We start from the raw sequence: 18,978 nt of genomic DNA on the forward strand, positions 1-18,978 counted from the left end.
CGCCTTACTGGGCTTCGAACTCGCCGAGCAGCGCGTCGATCGCGCTCGCGGCGTCGTGGTCGCGGCCGGCTTCGTGCGCGCGGTCGATCGCCGCCGCGCAGCGCGCGAGCGTGCGTTCGTCGAAGATCGTGCGCAGCGGCAGCGTGAGCGACCACTGCAGATTCGCCTGCGCGTTCGCCTGCGCGGCGAGCAGCGAATGGCCGCCGAGCGTGAAGAAATCGTCGTCGCGGCCGATGTCGGGCAGCTTCAGCACGCGCTGCCAGATCGCCGCGAGCGCGCGCTCGGTGTCGGTTCGCGGCGCGTCGACGACGCGCGCGTCGAACACGGGCGCCGGCAGCGCGCGGCGGTCGCACTTGCCGTTCGGCGTGACGGGCAGCGCCTCGAGCGCGACGAGCTGCGCGGGCACCATGTACGCGGGCAGTTGCGCGCGCAGCCGCTCGATCTGCGCGGCCGCGTCGAATTCGGCGGGCGCCGCGCACGCGACGTAGCCGACGAGCCGCTCGTCACGCACGATCACGACCGCGTCGCGCACGCCGTGCGCCGCGCGCAGCAGCGCCTCGATCTCGCCCAACTCGATGCGCTGGCCGCGCAGCTTCACCTGCGTGTCGATCCGGCCGAGATAGTCGAGCGCGCCGTCGGCGCGCCGCCGCGCGAGGTCGCCCGTGCGGTACAGGCGCGCGCCGGGTGCGAACGGATCGGGCACGAAGCGCTCGGCCGTCAGCGCCGCGCGGCCGAGGTAGCCGCGCGCGAGCCCGGCGCCGCCGAGATACAGCTCGCCCGTCGCGCCGACGGGCACCGCGTGCAGCGCCGCGTCGAGCACGTGCAACCGCACGTTCGCGATCGGCCGGCCGATCGGCACCGCGGCGGCCGCGGCGTCGTCGGCCGTGCAGCGCCAGTGCGACACGTCGATCGCCGCCTCGGTCGGGCCGTACAGGTTGTCGAGCCGCGCGTGCGGCAGCAGCGCGGCCACGCGCGCGACCAGCTCGGGCGCGAGCGCCTCGCCGCTCGCGACGATCGTGCGCACGCTCGCGCAGCGCGCGGCCGCGCCGAAATCGTCGAGATACGCGACGAACGCGGCGAGCATCGACGGCACGAAGTGCAGCGTCGTCACGCGATGCGCGTCGATCGCGGCGACGAGGCGCGCCGGATCGCGGTGATCGCCGGGCGCCGCGATCGCGAGCGTCGCGCCGACGGCGAGCGGCCACACGAACTCCCACACCGACACGTCGAAGCCGAACGGCGTCTTGTGCAGCACGACGTCGCCGGGCGTGAGGCGGTACGCGCGCTGCATCCACGCGATCCGGTTCGCGAGCGCGCCGTGCGTGTTGCCCGCGCCCTTCGGCTGGCCGGTCGAGCCGGACGTGTAGATCAGGTACGCGAGCTGGTCCGGCGCGACGTCGGCCGCCGCCGCGATGCGGTCGGCTCCGTTTTCGGTTGCGGTTGCGGTTTTGCCCGGACGAGCGGCCGGCGCGCGTTCGAGCAATTCGTCGACGGTGACGACGACGGCATCCGCGCCCGCCAGCGCCGCGCCGACGCGCGCGCGCAGATGCGCCTGCGTGATCACGACGGGCGGCTTCGCGTCGCCGAGCAGGTACGCGACCCGCTCGGCCGGATAGTCGGGATCGACGGGCAGATACGCGGCGCGCGCCTTCATCGCGCCGACGAGCGCGACGACCATGTCGAACGAGCGCTCGACGCACAGCGCGACGACCGAATCGGGCCGCACGCCGCACGCGGCGAGCGCCGCCGCGACGCGCCCGGCCTTCGCATCGAGTTCGCCGTAGCGCATCTGCGCGACCGTGCCGCCGCCGCCGGCATCGGCAATTTCGAGCGCGATCGCGTCGGGCCGCGCGCGCGCGGCCGCCTCGAATTGCGCGAAAAGCGGTGCGCGCTGCGCGGCGGGCCAGTCGACATCGGTCGCGTTGCTGCGCGCGATCAGCGCGAGATCGTCGGCGCCCGCGCACGAGATCGCGCCGAGCGGCGCGTCGGGATCGCCGACGAGGCCCGCGATGCACGCGGCGAACGCGCGGTGCAGCGCCTCGACGCGCGCCTGCCCGATTCGCGCGGGATCGTAGCCGTAGTCGATCGCGAGCGTGTCGCCCGCTTCGATCACGAGCGTCACCGCGAAATCGGTCGCCTCGATGTTGCGCAGGTCGCGCTTTTGCAGCGCGCGCGCATCGCGCCCCTGCCACGCTTCGTCGACCGGATAGTTCTCGAACACGACGAGCGTGTCGAACAGCGCGCCGCCCAGGCCCGCCCACTGCTGGATCTCGTAGAGCGGCGTGTGCGCGTGCTCGAGCGCCGCCGCGTTGTCGCGCTGCAGGCTCGCGAGCCAGTCGCGCGCGGCGAGCTGCGGCAGCGGCGCGGCGATCACCGGCAGCGTATTGATGAAGAGACCGAGCACCGTGTCGACGTCGGGCAGCGCGTCCGGGCGCCCCGCGACCGTCGCGCCGAATGCGACCGCCGTGCGATGCGTCATTCGCTGCAGCGCAAGCGCCCACGCGCCCTGCACGATCGTGTTGACGGTCACTTTCATCCGGCGCGCCGCCTCGGCAAGGCGCGCGGTGTCCGCGGCGGGCAGCGTCGCGCGCCAGTTCGCGCGGCCGGCCGTCTCGCGCGCGGCCGCGCTGTCGTCCGATGCGTCGCTCGATGCGTCGCCCGGTACTTCGCCCGGTGCGCTGTCCGATGCCGCGACGGATGCGCCGATCGCGCCGTGCTCGCGCTCGGCAACGCGCGTCGGCTCGTCGAGCCGCGCGACGCGTTCGAGCCAGAACGCGCGGTCCGCGTCGGCATCGCGCCGCGCGAGCCACGCGATGAAATCGCGGTAGCGCGTGCGCGCCGGCGCGGCGAACGGATTCGCGCGCGGCGGCTCGATGTAGTCGCGCAGCACGTCCGCGAAGAGGCGCGCGGTGCTCCAGCCGTCGAGCAGCAGATGGTGACGGGTCCAGACGAGCCGCCAGTCGGTCTCGCCCGTGCGGATCAGCGTCACGCGCATCAGCGGCGGCGCTGTGAGATCGAAGCCGCGCGCGCGGTCGCCGGCGAGCCACGCATCGAGCGCCGCGTCGCGCTCCCCGGCCGACGCGTGCGCGCCGCGCCAGTCGATGATCTCGACCGGCATCCGCGCATGGCGGTGGACGATCTGCATCGGCGCCGCCTCGTGCGCGGCGAAGCCGGTGCGCAGGATGTCGTGGCGCGGGACAGCCGCGTCGAACGCGGCGCGCAGCCGCTCGACGTCGGGCTCGACGAGCGTCGCGACGAGCTGGTTCACGTACGTCGCGCGCTCCGGCGCGAACAGCGAATGGAACAGGATGCCCTGCTGCATCGGCGACAGCGGATAAATGTCGTCGATCGCGCGCGCGTCGAACGGCAGCCGGTCGAGCGCCGCCTGCGTGAGGCCGGCCGCGCGCGCGAGCGGATAGTCGCCGGGCGTCGCGCCCGCGCCGCGCTCGGCTACGCGCGCGCGACACGCGGCGGCGAGCGTGCGCAGCGCGGCGTCGAACTGCGCGGCGAGCGCGTCGATCGTCGCGCGGTCGAACTGCGTCGCGCCGTACACCCAGTGCACTTTCAGCGCGCGGCCGTCGTTCTCGTCGACATACGCGTGAATCGCGAGCGCGTTGCCAAGCGGCCCCGCCGGGTCGCGCTCGCGGCCCGCGCCGCCGAAACGCGGCACGAGCGCGGCGTCGCGCGGCGCATCGAACTGGCCGAGGTAGTTGAACGTCACGCGCGGACGCGCGACCTGCGCGAGCGCGGCGCGCGTCGCGTCGTCGCCGTCATGGCGCAGCACGCCGAAGCCGAGCCCCTTGTTCGGCACCGCGCGCAGCGCGTCCTTCACGCCGGCGAGCGTCGCTGCGGGCGTCGGCTCCACCGCGAACGCGACCGGATAGTGACTCGTCAGCCAGCCGAGCGTGCGGCTCGCGTCGATGTCGTCGAAGAGCGCCTCGCGACCATGCCCCTCGAGCTCGAGCCGGCACGCCGCCGCGCCCGTGTGGCGGCCGAGCGCGGCGACGAGCGCCGCGATCAGCAGCTCGACCGCGTGCGTGCGGTACGCGGCGTTCGCGTCGGTCAGCACGTCGCGCGTGAGCGACGCGTCGAGCGTCTGGATCACGACGTCGGCGTCCGCGTTGGTCGCCGCCGCGTCGGGACGGTCGAGCCGCAGATCGTCGTGCGGCGCGGCGAGCGCGGCCCAGTACGGCAGCTCGCCCGCGAATGGCCCGGCCGGATCGCGGGCCGCGCGCGCAAGACGCGCCGCCCATTCGGACGCGCTCGCGCCCGTCGGCCCGAGCCGCACCGCGCGGCGCTCGCACGCGGCGCGATACGCGGCGTCGAGATCGTCGAGCAGCACGCGCCATGACACGCCGTCGACGATCGCGTGATGAATCGCCAGATAGAGCTTCGTCGCGCCCGCCGGCAGCGCCGCCGCGAACGCGCACGCGAGCGGGCCGCGCGTCAGGTCGAGCGCGGCCTGCAGCGCGTCGAACTGCGCGAGCGCATCCGCCTCGTCGCGCACGGCGGCGGCGGCGAGCGGCAGCGTGTCGAACGCGCGCGGCGCGGCGCACATCTGCCATGCGCCGTTTTCCCCCGTTTGCGCGAAGCGCTCGCGGAACACGGGGTGGTGGGTCAGCAGCGCGTCGAACGCGCGCGCGAATGCGTCGAAATCGAACACGCCGGAAACGTCGAGCTCGATCGACTGGTTCCAGTGGCCGCGGCGCGGGATGTCAAGATCGAAGAAACGCCGCTGCGCGGACGTGAGCCGCGCTTCGTCCGGTCGCGCGGCTGACGGCGGTCGCGCAGCGGCGGCGGCGCTCGCGTCGGCGGCCGCGCCCTCCCTCGGCGCCGCGGCCTCGATCGCCGCCGCGACGCGCGCGAGCTCGGCGAGCGTCGGGCCGTCGAACAACTGCTTCGGCGTGAACCTGACGCCGCGCTTGCGCGAGCGCGCGATCACCTGCAACACGAGGATCGAATCGCCGCCGAGCTCGAAGAAGTTGTCGTGACGGCCGATGCGCGTCGCCTTCAGCACGTCGCGCCAGACGGCCGCGAGCGTCTCTTCGACGGGGCCTTGCGGCGCGTCCTCGTCGGCGGCGGGCGCGGGCGCGGGTGTCTCGGCGAGCGCGCGCAGCGCCGCGCGATCGATCTTGCCGTTCGCGGTCACGGGTAGCGCATCGAGCACGACGAGCGCGGCGGGCACCATGTAGTCGGGCAGGCGCGCGGCGAGCGCATCGCGCAGCGCGTCGCCCGACATCCGCGCGCCGGCAGCGGGCGTCGCGAACGCGACGAGGCGCAGCCGTCCTTCGTGCCCGACCGCGAGCGTCTCTCCTTGCGCGACGCCCGGCAGCGCGCGCAGCGCGGCGCTCACCTCGCCCGGCTCGACGCGGTAGCCGCGGATCTTCACCTGATCGTCGAGTCGGCCGAGGAAATCGAGCCGGCCGTCCGCGCGCAGCCGCACGCGGTCGCCCGTCCGGTAGACGCGCGCGCCCGCCTCGTGCGGATGCGGGACGAAGCGCTCGGCGGTCGCCGCCGCGCGGCCCAGGTAGCCGCGCGCGACGCCCGGCCCGCCCAGATACAGCTCGCCGATCGCGCCGACGGGCACGCTCGCGCCGTACGCGTCGAGCACGCACGCGTGCGCGTTCGGCAGCGGGCGGCCGAGCGGCACGCCGCGCGCCGGCGCGCCGCCCGCTTCGCTCGCGCTCGTCACACCCGCGCGCAAATCGGCCTGCGCGGGCGCGGACGTGTCGCACACGAGCGCGCCGACGGTCGCCTCGGTCGGCCCGTAGTGATTGATCACGCGGCAGCCGGGCTTGAGCGCGGCGATCCGCTCGACGAGCGACCACGGCAGCGCCTCGCCGCCCGTGACGAGCGCGTGCGCGGGCAGCACGTCGGCCGCGCGCTGCGCGTCGAGCAGCGCGTGCAGATGGCTCGGCACGATCTTCAGCACGCCGACCTCGCGCGCCGCCATTTCTTGCGCAAAGCGGTCCGGATCGAACGCCGCGTGCGCGGGCAGCAGATGCAGCGTGCGGCCCGAGCACAGCGCGCCGAACAGCGTCGTGTGGCCGAGGTCGGCCGCGACCGTCGACACCATCGCCATCGATGCGTCCGGCGCGAACGCGAGCTCGTCGAGCATCCCGGCGACGTAATCGGCGAGCGAGCGGTGCGACACGACGACGCCCTTCGGCGCGCCCGTCGAGCCCGACGTGAAAATCAGATACGCGGCCTGCTCGGGCTGCGGCGGCACGCGTGGCGCCGCAGCGTTCGCGAGCGACGCGTCGTGCGCGCAGGCGTCGACGTCCTGCACGGCCACGCCGTCGAAATCGCCGAGCGCGCCGGGATCGCCCGCCGCGAGCATCCGGCGCGCGCCGCACGCGGCGAGCGCCGCGGCGATCCGCTCGCGCGGCGACGCCGGATCGAGCGGCACCGCATACGCGCCCGACTTCAGCACGCCGACGAACGCGACGACGAAGCGCGCCGAACGCTCGATGCAGATCGCGACGGGCGTCTCCATGCCGGGCGTCGCCACGCCGGACGCTTTCACGCGCGCGCCGTCGCGCCGCAGCGCGAGCGCGACGCGGTTCGACGCGTCGTCGAGCTCGGCGAACGTGAGCTGCATGTCGGCGTCCGCGAGCGCGATCCGATGCGGATGCTCGGCCGCCTCGCGCGCGAAGAGCGCCAGCACGTCGGGCGCGGTCGCGAGCGGCCGGCCCGCGAGCAGCGCGCGCGGCGCGCCGCCCTGCGCGACCGCGAGCTCGGCGATCGTGCGGCGCGGATCGCGCACCGCGTCCTCGACGAGCGCCGCGAAGCTGTCGAGCCACGCCTGCGCGGTCGCCTCGTCGATCCCGTCCTGTGCATACGCGGCGACGAATTCGATGCCGCGCGCATCGTCGGTGAAATCGAGTGCGTAATCGAAGCGCGCGGCCGGATCGAGCCCCGGCGCCATCCGCACGGTCGCGCCCGGCAGCGTCGCCGAGAGCGCCAGATCGAACTGCTGCGCGAACTTCACGCGCAGCCACTCGTCGCCGCGCCGCACGGGCGGCTTCACCGCGTCGACCACCTTGTCGAACGGCACGTCCTGATGCGCGAACGCGCCGAACGCGGCGTCGCGCACCGAAGCGACGAGCGATTCGAACGACTGCGCGGGCGACACGCGCGCGCGCAGCGCGAGCGTGTTGAGGAACAGGCCGACGAGCGGCGCGGTTTCCGGCCGCGCGCGCTGCGCGATCGGCGCGGCGACGGCGAGATCGCGCTCGCCCGTCAGGCGAAAGAGCCACGCGTCGAACGCGGCGAGCAGCACGGTGAACGGCGACGCATGCAGCCGCCGCGCGGCATCGCGCACCGCGTCCGACGCGGCGGGCGAAAGACGCCGCGCGAGCCGGCCGCCGCGATAGTCCCGCTCGGCCGCGCGCGGCCGGTCGAGCGGCAGCGCGAGCGGCCCGGGCGCGTTCGCGAGCGCGGCGCGCCAGTACGCGAGCTGGCGCGCCGTCTCGTTCGCGTCGAGCGCGTCGCGCTGCCATTGCGCGTAGTCGGCGTACTGGATCGGCAGCGCCGGCAGCTCGGGCGCCCGGCCCTCGGCGAGCGCCGCGTACGCGGCCGTCAGCTCGGCGAACGCGCAGCGCGAACTCCAGCCGTCGCTGACCGCGTGGTGCGTCGTCAGCAGGAAGCGCTGCGCGCCGTCGGCGAGCGTGACGAGCAGCGCGCGCACGAGCGGGCCGTCGGACAGGTCGAATGGCGCGCTCGCGTGGCGCTCGGTCAACTCGGCCAGGCGCGCGGCGCGCGACGCGCCGGCCTCGCCGCGCAGGTCGACGGCCGCGATCCGCACCGGCAGCGCCGCGTGAATGCGCTGCACGACGACGCCGTCGTCGTTCTCGACGAGCGTCGTGCGCCATGCCTCGTGACGCGCGATCAGCGTGTCGAGCGCGCGCTGCAGCGTGCCGGGGTCGAGCGCGCCGTCGACGTCCCAGTGGAACGACACGTGATACGCGGCGCCCGCGTCCTGCGTGCGCGCGAGCACCCAGAAGCGCTGCTGCGCGAACGAGGCGGGACGCTCGAACGCGCCGGCCGTTTCGATTGTTTCGATTGCCTCGTCCGCCCCGCCCACTTTGTCCACGTTGCCCGCGTCGATTGCATCGGCCGTGATCGAGCGCGTCGCAGGCGTCCCGATCGCGGCCGGCCGCTGCTCTTCGCGCTCGGCCGCATCGATGCGCGCGGCGAGTTCGGCGAGCGGCGCGTCGTCGAAAATCGCGTCGAGCCGCAGGTTGACGCGCCAGTCGAGCCGGATCGCCGCCTGCAGTTGCATCGCGGCGAGCGAATCGCCGCCGCGCACGAAGAAGCGGTCGACGCGGCCGATCGGCGCCGGGTCGTGCAGCAACCGCTGCCACAGCGCGGCGACGCGGCGCTCGGTGTCGGTGCGCGGCGCGTCGAAGTCCGCGGCGGCCCCGGCCGGCTGCGCCGCAACCGCGTCGCGCAGCGCGGCGCGGTCGAGCTTGCCGTTCAGCGTGTACGGCAGCGTGTCGAAGCGCACGAACCGATGCGGCAGCCACGCGGCCGGCAGATGCGCGGCGACGTGCGCGCGCAGCGCGTCGTCGTCCGGCCGCGCATCGGAACGCGCATCGCCGGCCGACGTTTCGCGCTGCGCCGCCGCGAGCGCGACGCATGCGATCAGTTGCGTGCGCCCGCCCGCCGTCTCGGCGAGCACGCCCGCGTCGCGCACGCCCGGATGCGTGAGCAGGCACGCGGCGATCTCGCCCGGCTCGACGCGCACGCCGCGCACCTGCACCTGATCGTCGATCCGGCCGAGATAGTCGAACGCGCCGTCCGCGCGCTCGCGCGCGAGGTCGCCCGTCCGGTAGATCCGCGCGCCGGGCTCGCCCGCCGGATCGGGCAGGAAGCGCTCGGCCGTCAGCGCGGGGCGGCCGTGATAGCCGCGCGCGAGGCACGCGCCGCCGAGCAGCAGCTCGCCCGCGTCGCCGCGCGCGACCGTGCCGTCGGCATGCTCGACGCGCGCGGCGCGCCAGCCGATCGGCCAGCCGATCGGCAACGACGCGTAGCCGTTGCCGTCGTCCAGCGCGGGCACCGTGCCCGGATCGACCGGCCAGAGCATCGGCGAGATCACAGTTTCGGTCGGCCCGTAGCCGTTGACGAGGCGGATCGCCGGGAACACGCGGCGAATCTCGTCGAACGCGTCCTGCGACATCGCCTCGCCGCCGAACAGCAGCACGCGCAGCGACGGCGGCACGCCTTCGCGCGCGCACACGGCCGCGAACTCGCGCAGGTACGCGGGCGGCAGCGTCGTGTTCGTCACGCGCTCGCGCGAAATCAGCGCATGCGCGGCGTCGGGCGGAAACGGCGGCGGATCGCTGATCACGACGCTGCCGCCGACCGCGAGCGGCACGAGCCACGCCTCGATCGCGACGTCGAAGTTCACCGACGCGAAATGCAGCACGCGATCGCCGGGCCCGATCGGCAGCGACTCGGCGAGCGCGTCGCCGTGCGCGGCGAGCGGGCCGTGCTCGACGACGACCGCCTTCGGCGTGCCCGTCGAGCCGGACGTGTAGATCATGTACGCGGCCGCGCGCGGATGCACCGCCGCGCCGTGCTCGCGCGGCGCGGCCGGGTCCGCCGCCGCGACGCTCGCGACGTCGAAGCACTGCGCGAAGCGCGCGCGCATCGCGGCGTCGGCCGACGCATCGACGATCCCGTGCGCGAGCCCCGCGTCGCGCGCGACCCAGTCGAGCCGCGCGGCCGGATGGCGCGGATCGAGCGCGACGAACACGCCGCCCGCCTTCATCACGGCGAAAAGCGCGACGAACAGGTCGCACGCGCGCGCGACGCACACGCCGACCGGCACCTCCGCCGCCACGCCCGCCGCGCGCAGTTGCGCGGCCAGGCGCGCGGCGCGGTCGTCGAGTTCGCCGCGCGACAGGCGCACGGTGTCGGGCGTGAACGACGCGAGCGCGGGCGCGTCGGGGTCGAGTCGCGCGAGCGCGTGGATTCGATGATGCAGCGCAGTCGGAAAGCTCGTCATAGGGCGTGAAGTCCGTTGATTCCGGCCGCCTCGGCCGTTTCGTTCAAGTCGCCGGCCGCAAGCGGGCCGCTTCAACAGTGAGACGAATCGCGCGCGAAATTTTTTACCGGGCTGTTTTTACCTTCGTCGACGAACGGCGTGTCGCGCAGCGCAGCGCGACGCCGGCGACGCGCAGATGCGCGGCGCGGGTAAAGCGCAAGCACCGGCGCAAGCACCGCGCGAATGAAGCACAGGTAAAGATTCGGCGCGCCCATTCGTCTAGCAGACAGAAGAGGCGCGCCCCGCGCCTTGCCGTTCGCTTCGCCGCCGAAGCGCCGATTCGTTTCCTTCACTGACCCGTGCTCCGCCGATGACCGATGCCACCGGGCGTCTCGACGCCCCGCCCTCGACCGATTCCCGCCCCGCCGTGAAGCACGCGCGGCGCCTGATAGTCGCGCTGCTCAAGCGCTCCCGCGGCGCGTTCGCGATCGCGCTCGCCGCATGCGTGATGAACGGCGCGTCGAGCGTGCTGCTCGTCGCGACGCTGAGCCGCGCGCTCTCCGAGCCGCAAGCCGCCGACGCGTCGCTCGCATGGCGCTTCGGCCTGTGCGCGGTGATCGCGCTCGTCACCCGGATCGTCACGGGCGTGCTGTTCGCGCGGCTGTCGCAAGACACGATGGCGCAGTTGCGCGAGCACGTCGCGCGGCGCGTCGCGGCGGCCGAGCTGCAGGACGTCGAGCGGATCGGCGCGGCGCCGGTCCAGTCGGTGCTGACCGACGACGCGACCAACGTGTCGATGCTGTTCTTCGCGCTGCCCAATCTCGTGATGCACGGCTCGATCGTGTTCGGCTGCCTCGGCTATCTGGCGTGGCTGTCGTGGCCCGTGTGCCTGCTCGCGGTCGCGGCGATCCTCGTCGGCTCGCTCGGCTATCACGCGGGCGACAAGCGCGCGATCGCCTGGCTCGAGGATGCGGGCCGCTCGCAGGACAGGCTGTTCGGCTATCTCGGCGCGCTCTTTTCGGGCGCGAAGGAGTTGAAGCTGCATCAGGCGCGCTCGCGCCAGTTCGTCGACGGGCAGCTCGGCGCGGCGATCGCCGAGGTGCGCGACCATCGCCGCCGCGCGTTCAGCGCGTACGCGATCGGCGTGGGCTGGATCGTGTTCCTGTTCTATGTGTTCTTGGGCGTCGCGGCGTTCTGGCCCGCGCTCGGCGTGCGCGGCGACGGGCCCGCGGCGTCCGGCTACGTCGTCGTGTTCCTGTTCATGCTGCTGCCGCTCGACGGCCTGCTCAACAACGTGCCGACGCTGAACGCGGCGCGCGTATCGCTCGAGCGGATCGAGAAGCTGATGGCGCAGTTCGGCGCGCTGCGCACCGCGCCGCCGCCCGACGAGACCGCGTCGCACGTGCCGTTCGACACGCTCGCGCTGCGCGGCGTCACGCATTCGTATTTCCACGAGCGTGACGAGCGGATGTTCCGCGTCGGGCCGATCGACCTGACGCTCAAGCCGGGCGAGCTCGTGTTCATCGTCGGCGGCAACGGCAGCGGCAAGACGACGCTCGCGAAGGTGCTGACGGGCCTGTACGAGCCCGAAGGCGGCACGATCGAGCTCGACGGCAAGCCGGTCGGCCTCGCCGAGCGCGCCGCGTACCGCGAGCGCTTCTCGGCGGTGTTCAACGATTTCCATCTGTTCGACGCGCTGCTCGGCATCGTCGACCCGAGCGACGCGGCGCGCGCGCAGGCCGACGCGCGCGCGAACGCGCTCGTCGCGAAGCTCTCGCTCGACCACAAGGTGCAGGTCGTCGACGGCGCGTTCTCGACGCGCGCGCTGTCGACCGGGCAGCGCAAGCGGCTCGCGCTCGTCGTCGCGTATCTCGAGGACCGGCCGCTCTATCTGTTCGACGAATGGGCGGCCGACCAGGACCCGGCGTTCAAGGGGGTGTTCTACGAGCAACTGCTGCCGGAGCTGCGCGCGCGCGGCAAGACGGTGATCGTGATCAGCCATGACGACCGCTACTTCCCGATCGCGGACCGGGTGCTGAAGCTCGATAACGGGAAGATCGTTAGCGAAACGCACGGCGCGCGGCGCGCGGCGCTCGCGAACGGGACCGAGGGGTGATGGCGCGGCGCGCGGCGTGATCGGCGCGGCGAACCGGGTGATTTGCTGTCGAAACGGCTCGCCGCCGACATGTTTGCGCTCGCCGCCCAGGTCCGCTTCACGGCCTTTCAGGCGCAGGAGCCGGTCTACCGCCTGCGCGGCGACGCGCTTCCCGAGTCGCTGCTCGCGCTGCGCCGCGCGGGATGGAATGCGGATGCGGCGCCCGGCTCGTTGCACGATGCGCAGACCTGCATCGCCGATGCACTCGCATTCCTCGGCGCGCTCGCACCGCACGCGCTCGACGAAGGCGCCGAACGGCCGATCGCGCTCGAACTGCCCGACGGCGCGGTGTTCGACATGACGGGCGAGCAATACGTCCGCGATTGGGCGCGATTGGGCGCTGCCGCAGTTCTACTTTCACGCGATCGCCGCCTATGCGATTCTGCGCAATCACGGCGTCGCGCTGGGCAAGCCGGACTGCGTCTCGCACATGTTCGCGTACCTTCGGCCCGCAACGATGCCGCGGGAGCGATAGCGCGGCGCATCGGGCGAACGCGGGGGACAATCCAAGGGCGATCGGCGGCGATCGGCAGCAATCGGCGGCGGCGCGGCCGGCCTGCGTCACCGCGGCGGCGCGTCCGCCCCCGGCTTCGGCAACGCCAGCACCCGCTCCGTCATCTCGTCGGCGAGCCTCAACGCCGACATCGGCCCGCCGAACCCCCAGATGTTCCGCTCGACGAGCGCGACCCTGCCCGCCTTGCGCGCCGGCACGAACCGCCAGATTCTCGAATCGAGCTTCGCGTCGAGCGGCACGCCCGGCCCGGTTGCGCTGACGAACAGCACCGCGAGACCCGGCTGCTTCAGCAGATCCTCCGACGTCACGTATGCGGTGCCTTCGCGCGTCGGCTCGCCCGGCCAAGGCTCGAGGCCGAGCGCACGCGCGATGCCCGCCGGCGCGCTGTTGCCCGTGAACGCCCAGTAGCGATCCGGCAAGCCCAGTTCCTGCAGCCACGCAACGCGCTCGCCGGCGCGCCCCGCCGCCGCGATCCGCCCCGCGTCGCGCGCGAGCCCCGCGTCGACGCGCGCCTGAACCGCGCGCGCGTCGCGCTCGCGCCCCGTCAGGCAGCCGATCGTGCGCAGGATCGCGCGCGCCCAGTCGTACTGCGTGACCTGCCGTCCGTCCTCGACGTAGTTCGGGCTGTACTTGAACAGCACGGTCGGCGCGATCCGCGACAGCGCGCCGAAGACGGGCGCATGCCGCAGCCCGACGCCGAGGATCAGGTCCGGCTTCGCGGCCGCGATCGCCTCGAGGCTCGGCTCCTGCCGCGTGCCGACGTCCTGCACATGCGCGAGCCGCGCGTCCTCGTAGCCGATCCAGACCGGGTAGTACGCGGGATCGGCCATGCCGGCCGGCGTGATGCCGAGCGCGACGAGATCCTCGGCGAACATGAATTCGAGCACGACGATGCGCATCGGCCGCGCGGGCAGCCCTCGGCTGAACTGCGACACGGTCGGATCGGCGGCGAGCGGCCGGCAGACGCCGGGCGGCTCGCCCGCCTGCGCGAGCGGCGCCGCGTGCGCGACGCACGCGGCCAGCGCCACCTGCGCAGCCGCCGCAGACACGATCGCCCGCGCAACGGACAGTCGCCCCGCCGCGCATCGCCCTTGCCCCACTCGCGCCGTCAATGCGCGGCGTCCTGCTTCGCGAGCGCTTCGTCGCACATCGTCAACAACAGCGGACAGCTTCCACACAGTTGGTCTTCCCCAGGAATTTCATTGCGCAGGCAGCACACGCGGCGCGCGCGGAACGGATCGGGCAGCCGCGCCGAGCACGGCTTCACGCGGCGCACCGGCAGCCGCAGCGGATTCGCTTCGCCGCGCGCGTCGACGGGGCCGAACAGCCATGCGGCGTCGGCCGCCGCGCGCGGCGCATCCGCGCATTGCTCGAACAGGTAGTCGAGCAGGTTGCCCGCGTTCGCCCACAGCACGCGCGGCGACAGCTTCGCGAGCGCGGCGAGCGCATCGATCGTCGCCCGCAGATGGTCGACGAGTGCCGCATAGCGCGACGCCGGCTCGGCTTGCGCGGGCCGCAGCGCGTCGGCCTCGAAGATCAGCGCGACCGGCATCCCGGCGCGCAGCGCGACGCGCATCCGCGACGGCGTCATGTCGAGCGGCCGGCCGAGCAGCAGCGCGGCCGCGAAGCCCGCCGACGCGGCCAGATTGAAGTAGTGCTTGCTCCATTGCGACAAGAGCGCGCGCGCATGCGTGCACGGATCGCCGCCGTACAGCGCGGCCATCGCGTCGACGAGCGCATCGCGCCTGAGCGCGAGCGCCGCGGCCGGGATCAGGTCCGGCGGCTCGCCGCCGTCGGCCGCGAGCGCGGGCTCGTCGCGCGCGTCGGGTGCGCCGAGCCACACGTGCTCGAGATAATGCGCGATCGCGGCCGGCGCGAACGTCGAAAAGCGCGTCGCGCGCAGGCTCGCGCTCATCGGCCGCCGCGCCGCTCGCGCCGCGCTTCGGCGATCAGCAGCGCGAGCAGGTACGGCGCGCCGATCAGCGCGGTCAGCACGCCCGCCGGAATCTCGCGCGGCGCGAGCAGCGTGCGCGCGACGACGTCCGCCGCGGCGAGCACCAGCGCGCCGCACGCGGCGGCCACCCACAGGCGCGTCGCGTGCGCGCGCGCGCCGAGCATCGCCGCGAGATGCGGCGCCATCAGCCCGATGAAGCCGACCGGGCCGACCGCCGCGACCGCCGCGCATGCGGCGAGCGTCGCGATCGTCAGCACGAGCGGGCGCAGCGCGGCGATCGGCAGGCCGAGCGCGGCCGCCTGATCGTCGCCGAGCGCGAGCAGATCGAGCGGCTTCGCGAGCAGCACGAGCGCCGGCGCCGCGAGCGCGCACCACGGCAGCAGCGCGACGACCTCGCCCCAACTGCGCCCGTAAGTGCCGCCGACGAGCCAGACGACGAAGCGCGCGGGCTGCACGCTCTCCTGCGTGATCAGCCATTGCGCGAGCGTCGTCCACAGCGTGCCGATCACGATGCCCGTCAGCGCGACGGCGAGCGGCGCATAGCGATGCCGGCGATTGAGCGCGAGCGTGAGCGCAAGCGTCGCGCCGCCGCCCGCGAGCGACGCGGCGACGAGCGCGCCGTGCGCGGCGAGCGGCCATGCGACGAGCGTGGCAAGCGTCGCGAGCCCCGCGCCCTGCGTGACGCCGAGCACCTCGGGCCCGGCGAGCGGATTGCGCACGATGCTCTGCATCAGCACGCCGGACGCGCCGAGCAGCGCGCCCGCGAGCAACGCGCACAGGAGCCGCGGCGCGCGCAGGTCGAGCACCATCCGCGCGACGTCGTCGCGCTGCGCGAGCGCCGCGAGCCAGCGTCCGGGGCCGATCCACACCGGGCCGAACGACACGCCGAGCGCGAGCAGCACGGCGGCGGCCGACAACAGCAGCGCCGCGACGGCGGGCCACGGCAGCGCGGCGAGCGCGCGGACGACGCGCGCGCAGCCGCGCATGCCCGGCTGCGCGTGCGCCGCCGCCTGCTGCGCCGCGCCCGACCACGCCGCGCCGCGCCGGATCATCGCGAGCATCAGCGGCGTGCCGACGAACGCGATCGCGACGCCCGTCGACAGCGTCGCATCGAGGCCGAGCGCGAGCACCGCGCTGTCGGTGACGAGCACGAGCGCGCCGCCCGCGAGCGCGGCGAGCGGCACGAGCGCGCCGAGCCTCGACGCCCTCGCGCCGCGCATCGGCCGGATCAGGTTCGGCGCGATCAGGCCGATGTACGACAGCGGCCCCGCGATGCTGACCGCGACGCTCGCGAAGCCGACCGCGACGACGGTGGCCGCGAGGCGCGTCGCGTCGACGCGCACGCCGGCCGCGGCCGCCGCGTCGTCGCCGAGCGCGAGCGGATCGAGCGGCCGGATCACGAGCGGCAGCGCGACGAGCGGCGCGACGAGCCACAGCAGCGCGTCGCGCAGCCCGGCCGCGCCCGGCTGATACAGGCTGCCGCTCGCCCACAGCGATGCGCCGACCACCGTCTCCTCGAAGAACGCGAGCAACAGCGTCGTGACCGCCGAGAACAGCAGCATGCAGACGCTGCCCGCGAGAATGAGGCGCAGCGGCGTCGCGCGCCAGCCGCCCGCGGCGGCCGACACGCAGGCGGCCGCGGCGAGCCCGCAGACGAACAGCAGCGGCACCGACGCCTGACCGGCGAGCGCCGGCGCGAGCATCGCGGCGATCAGGCCGAGCTGCGCGCCGCCCGTGATGCCGAGCAGATCAGGCGCGGCGAGCGGATTGCGCGTGAGCGACTGGAACAGCGCGCCCGCGACGGCGAGGCAGCCGCCCGCGACGAGCGCCGCCGCGGCGCGCGGCGCGGCGAGATCGAACAGCATGACGTGCGCGAGCTGCGCGGCGTCGCTGCCCGCCGGCGCGGCGAGCCACGCGCGCAGCTCGGGCGCGAGCCGCATCGCGGCCGTGACGACGACGAGCGCGACGAGCGCGCCGGCAATCGCGCCGACGCGCCCGAACGCCGGTGAGCGCGAGGCTCGCGACGCCGGCGGCGTGTCCGGCGCGCGCGCGGCGCGGCGCAGCCGCTTGCGAACCGCGAGCGTCGTCATGCGACGAGATCCCGTTGCGGGCGGGCGCCGGCGCGGCGCTCGCCGGACGCGCCGCATACCGCGTCGGACGTACCGGACGCACATGACGCGCCGCGCGCGTCCGCCGGATCGGCATCGAGCACGCCCTCGTATGCCGGCACGCACATCGGCGCGCCCGTGAGCGGATGCGCGGTCTTGAGCATCGTCACGCCGAACGCGGCCTGCAGGTGATGCGGCTCGAGCATCGCATCGGGCGTGCCCTGCGCGACGATCCGCCCCGCGCGCATCAGCACGATCTCGTCGCTGTACGCGGCCGCCTGGTTGAGGTCGTGCAGCACCCAGACGATCGTGAGGCCGCGCTCGCGATTGAGCCGCCGCAGCTCGCGCAGGATGTCGAGCTGGTGATGGATGTCGAGATAGGTGGTCGGCTCGTCGAGCAGCACGATGGGCGCCTGCTGCGCGAGCGCCATCGCGATCCACGCGCGCTGCCGCTCGCCGCCCGACAGCGCGGCGACATCACGCGCCGCGTCGCGCTCGAGGCCCGTCGCCGCGAGCGCCTCGTCGATCGCGTCGCGGTCCGCGCGCGACAGCCCGCGCAGCCAGCCGCCGTGCGCGTAGCGGCCGTACGCGACGAGCTCGCGCACCGTGAGCCCCGCGGGAATCTGGTTGAACTGCGCGAGCATCGTCAGCGTGCGCGCGAGCGCGCGCCGCCGGTATGAACCGAGCGGCGCGCCGTTGACTTCGACCGTGCCCGACAGCGCGGGCTGCAGCCCCGCGAGCGTGCGCAGCAGCGTGCTCTTGCCGCAGCCGTTCGGGCCGCACAGCGCGCTCACGCGCCCCGCCGCGATCGACAGATCGAGGCCGTCGAGCACCCGGTGATCCCGGTAGCCGACGCTCAACGCGCGCGCCGCGAGCGCCGGCACCGCTTTATTGTTCATCGTTTCGTCATCCGCCCAATCCGCTAAGCGCCGTTCCTTTCGCGGTGGCTTCGCGCCATCGCCACCACCACCTTGCGCGGCCCCTCGAACGGATCGCGCGCGTGCGCGCTCAGCATGTTGTCGAGCATCAGCACGTCGCCCGTCCGCCACGGGAACACGATCCGCTGGCCGTCGAGCACCGCGCGGATCTCGGCGAGCGCGTCCGGCTCGAGCGGCGCGCCGTCGCCATAATAGACGTTGCGCGGCACGTTCTCGATGCCGACCGCGTCGACGAGCGCTTCCTGCATGTCCTCGTCGAGCGCCGACAGGTGAAAGAGGTTCGCCTGGTTGAACCACACGGGCTCGCCCGTGCGCGGATGGCGCGCCACCGCCTGGCAGCGCTCGCGCGTGCGCAAGAGCGGCTCGCCGTCATCGCTCTCGCGCCATTCGCAGTCGATCCCGCGCGCCGCGCAGATGCGCTCCACTTCGCGCGGATCGTCGGCGCCGAACGCCTGCTGCCACGGCAGATCGAGCCCCTGCCCGAAATTGCGCACGTACAGCAGCTCGCGCTCGGCGAAGCGCGCGACGAGCGCCGGATCGAGCGCGCGATAAACGGCGCGGCTGTCGGCAATCGGCGTCGCGCCGCCCGTGCGCGCGGCGAGCGCGCAGTGGAACCAGATCCGCAGCGGCCATTCGCGCGTGTACGACTGCTCGTTGTGCAGCGGGATCGAACGGTGCGGCGGGTATTCGGTCGACGTGTAGACGGCGCCCTCGACCTGGCTGCGCGGCGTCGACGCGAACTCGTAGCCGATCAGCGGATCGCCGAAATCGGCGGCGAAGCGCTGGAACGTCTCGATCGACGCGACGCGAAAGCCGGTGAAAAGTACGCCGCCCGCACGCTCGAGGACGTCGTTCGCGATCTCGCGCAACAGCGGCGCGGCGTCGTGGAGCGCGATGTCCGCGCCCGCGCGCGGCGACACGACGGTCGGCAGGCCGGGCTCGACGCGCAGATCGCCGAGCGTCGGGCGGGCCGCCGCGGCCGGCATCGAAAGCTGGGTCATCCGGAAATCCTCTTGCTCTGGCGATACGAACGATGCGAACAGGGCGCGCGCCGGATCACGACGCGTTCGCCGCGTCCAGATGGCGGCGCAGGCTCGCGGGGCGCATGTCGGTCCACACGGCCTCGATGTGCGCGAGGCAGTCGGCCTTCGGGCCGCGCACGCCGGCTTCGCGCCAGCCGGCCGGCAGCGCGCGGAACGTCGGCCAGATCGAGTACTGCTCTTCGTCGTTGACGACGACCGCGTAGACGACGTCGTCGGCCTCGGCGGGCGCGCTCGCAGGTTGCTGGGCTTGCGTCATGATCGTGAAAGCTCGCTGG

Annotated in this window: 9 protein-coding genes and 1 pseudogene; 3 read left to right on the forward strand and 7 right to left on the reverse strand. The window is 74.1% G+C overall.

Annotation, left to right across the window (positions count from 1 at the left end; all coding sequences use genetic code 11):
• Nucleotides 1–4 precede the first annotated feature (4 nt).
• Nucleotides 5–10,012, reverse strand: a complete 10,008-nt coding sequence (gene mbaJ / locus AQ610_RS10015) for a siderophore malleobactin non-ribosomal peptide synthetase MbaJ (RefSeq protein ID WP_006026683.1) — start codon at nucleotides 10,010–10,012, stop codon at nucleotides 5–7.
• Between the two features lie 5 nt (nucleotides 10,013–10,017).
• On the opposite strand from mbaJ, the gene AQ610_RS35930 reads away from it, so the two are divergent.
• The 3 genes and pseudogenes from AQ610_RS35930 to AQ610_RS31770 all read left to right on the forward strand — a co-directional run.
• Nucleotides 10,018–10,347 (forward strand): hypothetical protein, encoded by a 330-nt coding sequence (locus tag AQ610_RS35930; RefSeq protein WP_144411939.1) that lies wholly within the window; start codon nucleotides 10,018–10,020, stop codon nucleotides 10,345–10,347.
• A gap of 71 nt (nucleotides 10,348–10,418) precedes the next feature.
• Complete coding sequence (locus AQ610_RS10020) at nucleotides 10,419–12,107, forward strand: cyclic peptide export ABC transporter (RefSeq protein WP_006026681.1); 1,689 nt, start codon at nucleotides 10,419–10,421, stop codon at nucleotides 12,105–12,107.
• Between the two features lie 30 nt (nucleotides 12,108–12,137).
• A pseudogene (locus AQ610_RS31770) lies at nucleotides 12,138–12,621 on the forward strand (DUF1993 family protein); the annotation flags it as partial.
• Between the two features lie 86 nt (nucleotides 12,622–12,707).
• On the opposite strand, the gene AQ610_RS10030 reads toward AQ610_RS31770, so the two are convergent.
• From AQ610_RS10030 to AQ610_RS10055, 6 genes are read right to left on the reverse strand one after another with little or no spacing between them, the layout of a single operon-like run.
• Nucleotides 12,708–13,838, reverse strand: coding sequence for an ABC transporter substrate-binding protein (locus AQ610_RS10030; protein ID WP_374189324.1), 1,131 nt, complete (start codon nucleotides 13,836–13,838; stop codon nucleotides 12,708–12,710).
• The gene (fhuF, locus tag AQ610_RS10035) at nucleotides 13,769–14,575 is read right to left on the reverse strand and encodes a siderophore-iron reductase FhuF (protein WP_006026678.1); all 807 of its coding nucleotides are present in this window, start codon (nucleotides 14,573–14,575) and stop codon (nucleotides 13,769–13,771) included. Before fhuF ends, AQ610_RS10030 begins: the two co-directional genes overlap by 70 nt.
• The gene (fhuB, locus tag AQ610_RS10040; protein ID WP_059213561.1) at nucleotides 14,572–16,704 is read right to left on the reverse strand and encodes a Fe(3+)-hydroxamate ABC transporter permease FhuB; all 2,133 of its coding nucleotides are present in this window, start codon (nucleotides 16,702–16,704) and stop codon (nucleotides 14,572–14,574) included. Before fhuB ends, fhuF begins: the two co-directional genes overlap by 4 nt.
• Complete coding sequence (locus AQ610_RS10045) at nucleotides 16,701–17,621, reverse strand: ABC transporter ATP-binding protein (protein ID WP_006026676.1); 921 nt, start codon at nucleotides 17,619–17,621, stop codon at nucleotides 16,701–16,703. Before AQ610_RS10045 ends, fhuB begins: the two co-directional genes overlap by 4 nt.
• A 23-nt stretch (nucleotides 17,622–17,644) precedes the next feature.
• Nucleotides 17,645–18,661: a TauD/TfdA family dioxygenase gene (locus tag AQ610_RS10050; protein WP_006026675.1), complete on the reverse strand. Its 1,017-nt coding sequence runs from the start codon at nucleotides 18,659–18,661 to the stop codon at nucleotides 17,645–17,647.
• 55 nt (nucleotides 18,662–18,716) lie between these two features.
• Nucleotides 18,717–18,959 carry an MbtH family protein gene (locus AQ610_RS10055; RefSeq protein WP_006026674.1) on the reverse strand — a complete coding sequence of 81 codons (243 nt, stop codon included), beginning with the start codon at nucleotides 18,957–18,959 and terminating at the stop codon, nucleotides 18,717–18,719.
• Nucleotides 18,960–18,978 lie beyond the last annotated feature (19 nt).

The sequence above is a fragment of the Burkholderia humptydooensis genome (genome assembly GCF_001513745.1).
Taxonomy (GTDB): Bacteria; Pseudomonadota; Gammaproteobacteria; order Burkholderiales; family Burkholderiaceae; genus Burkholderia; species Burkholderia humptydooensis.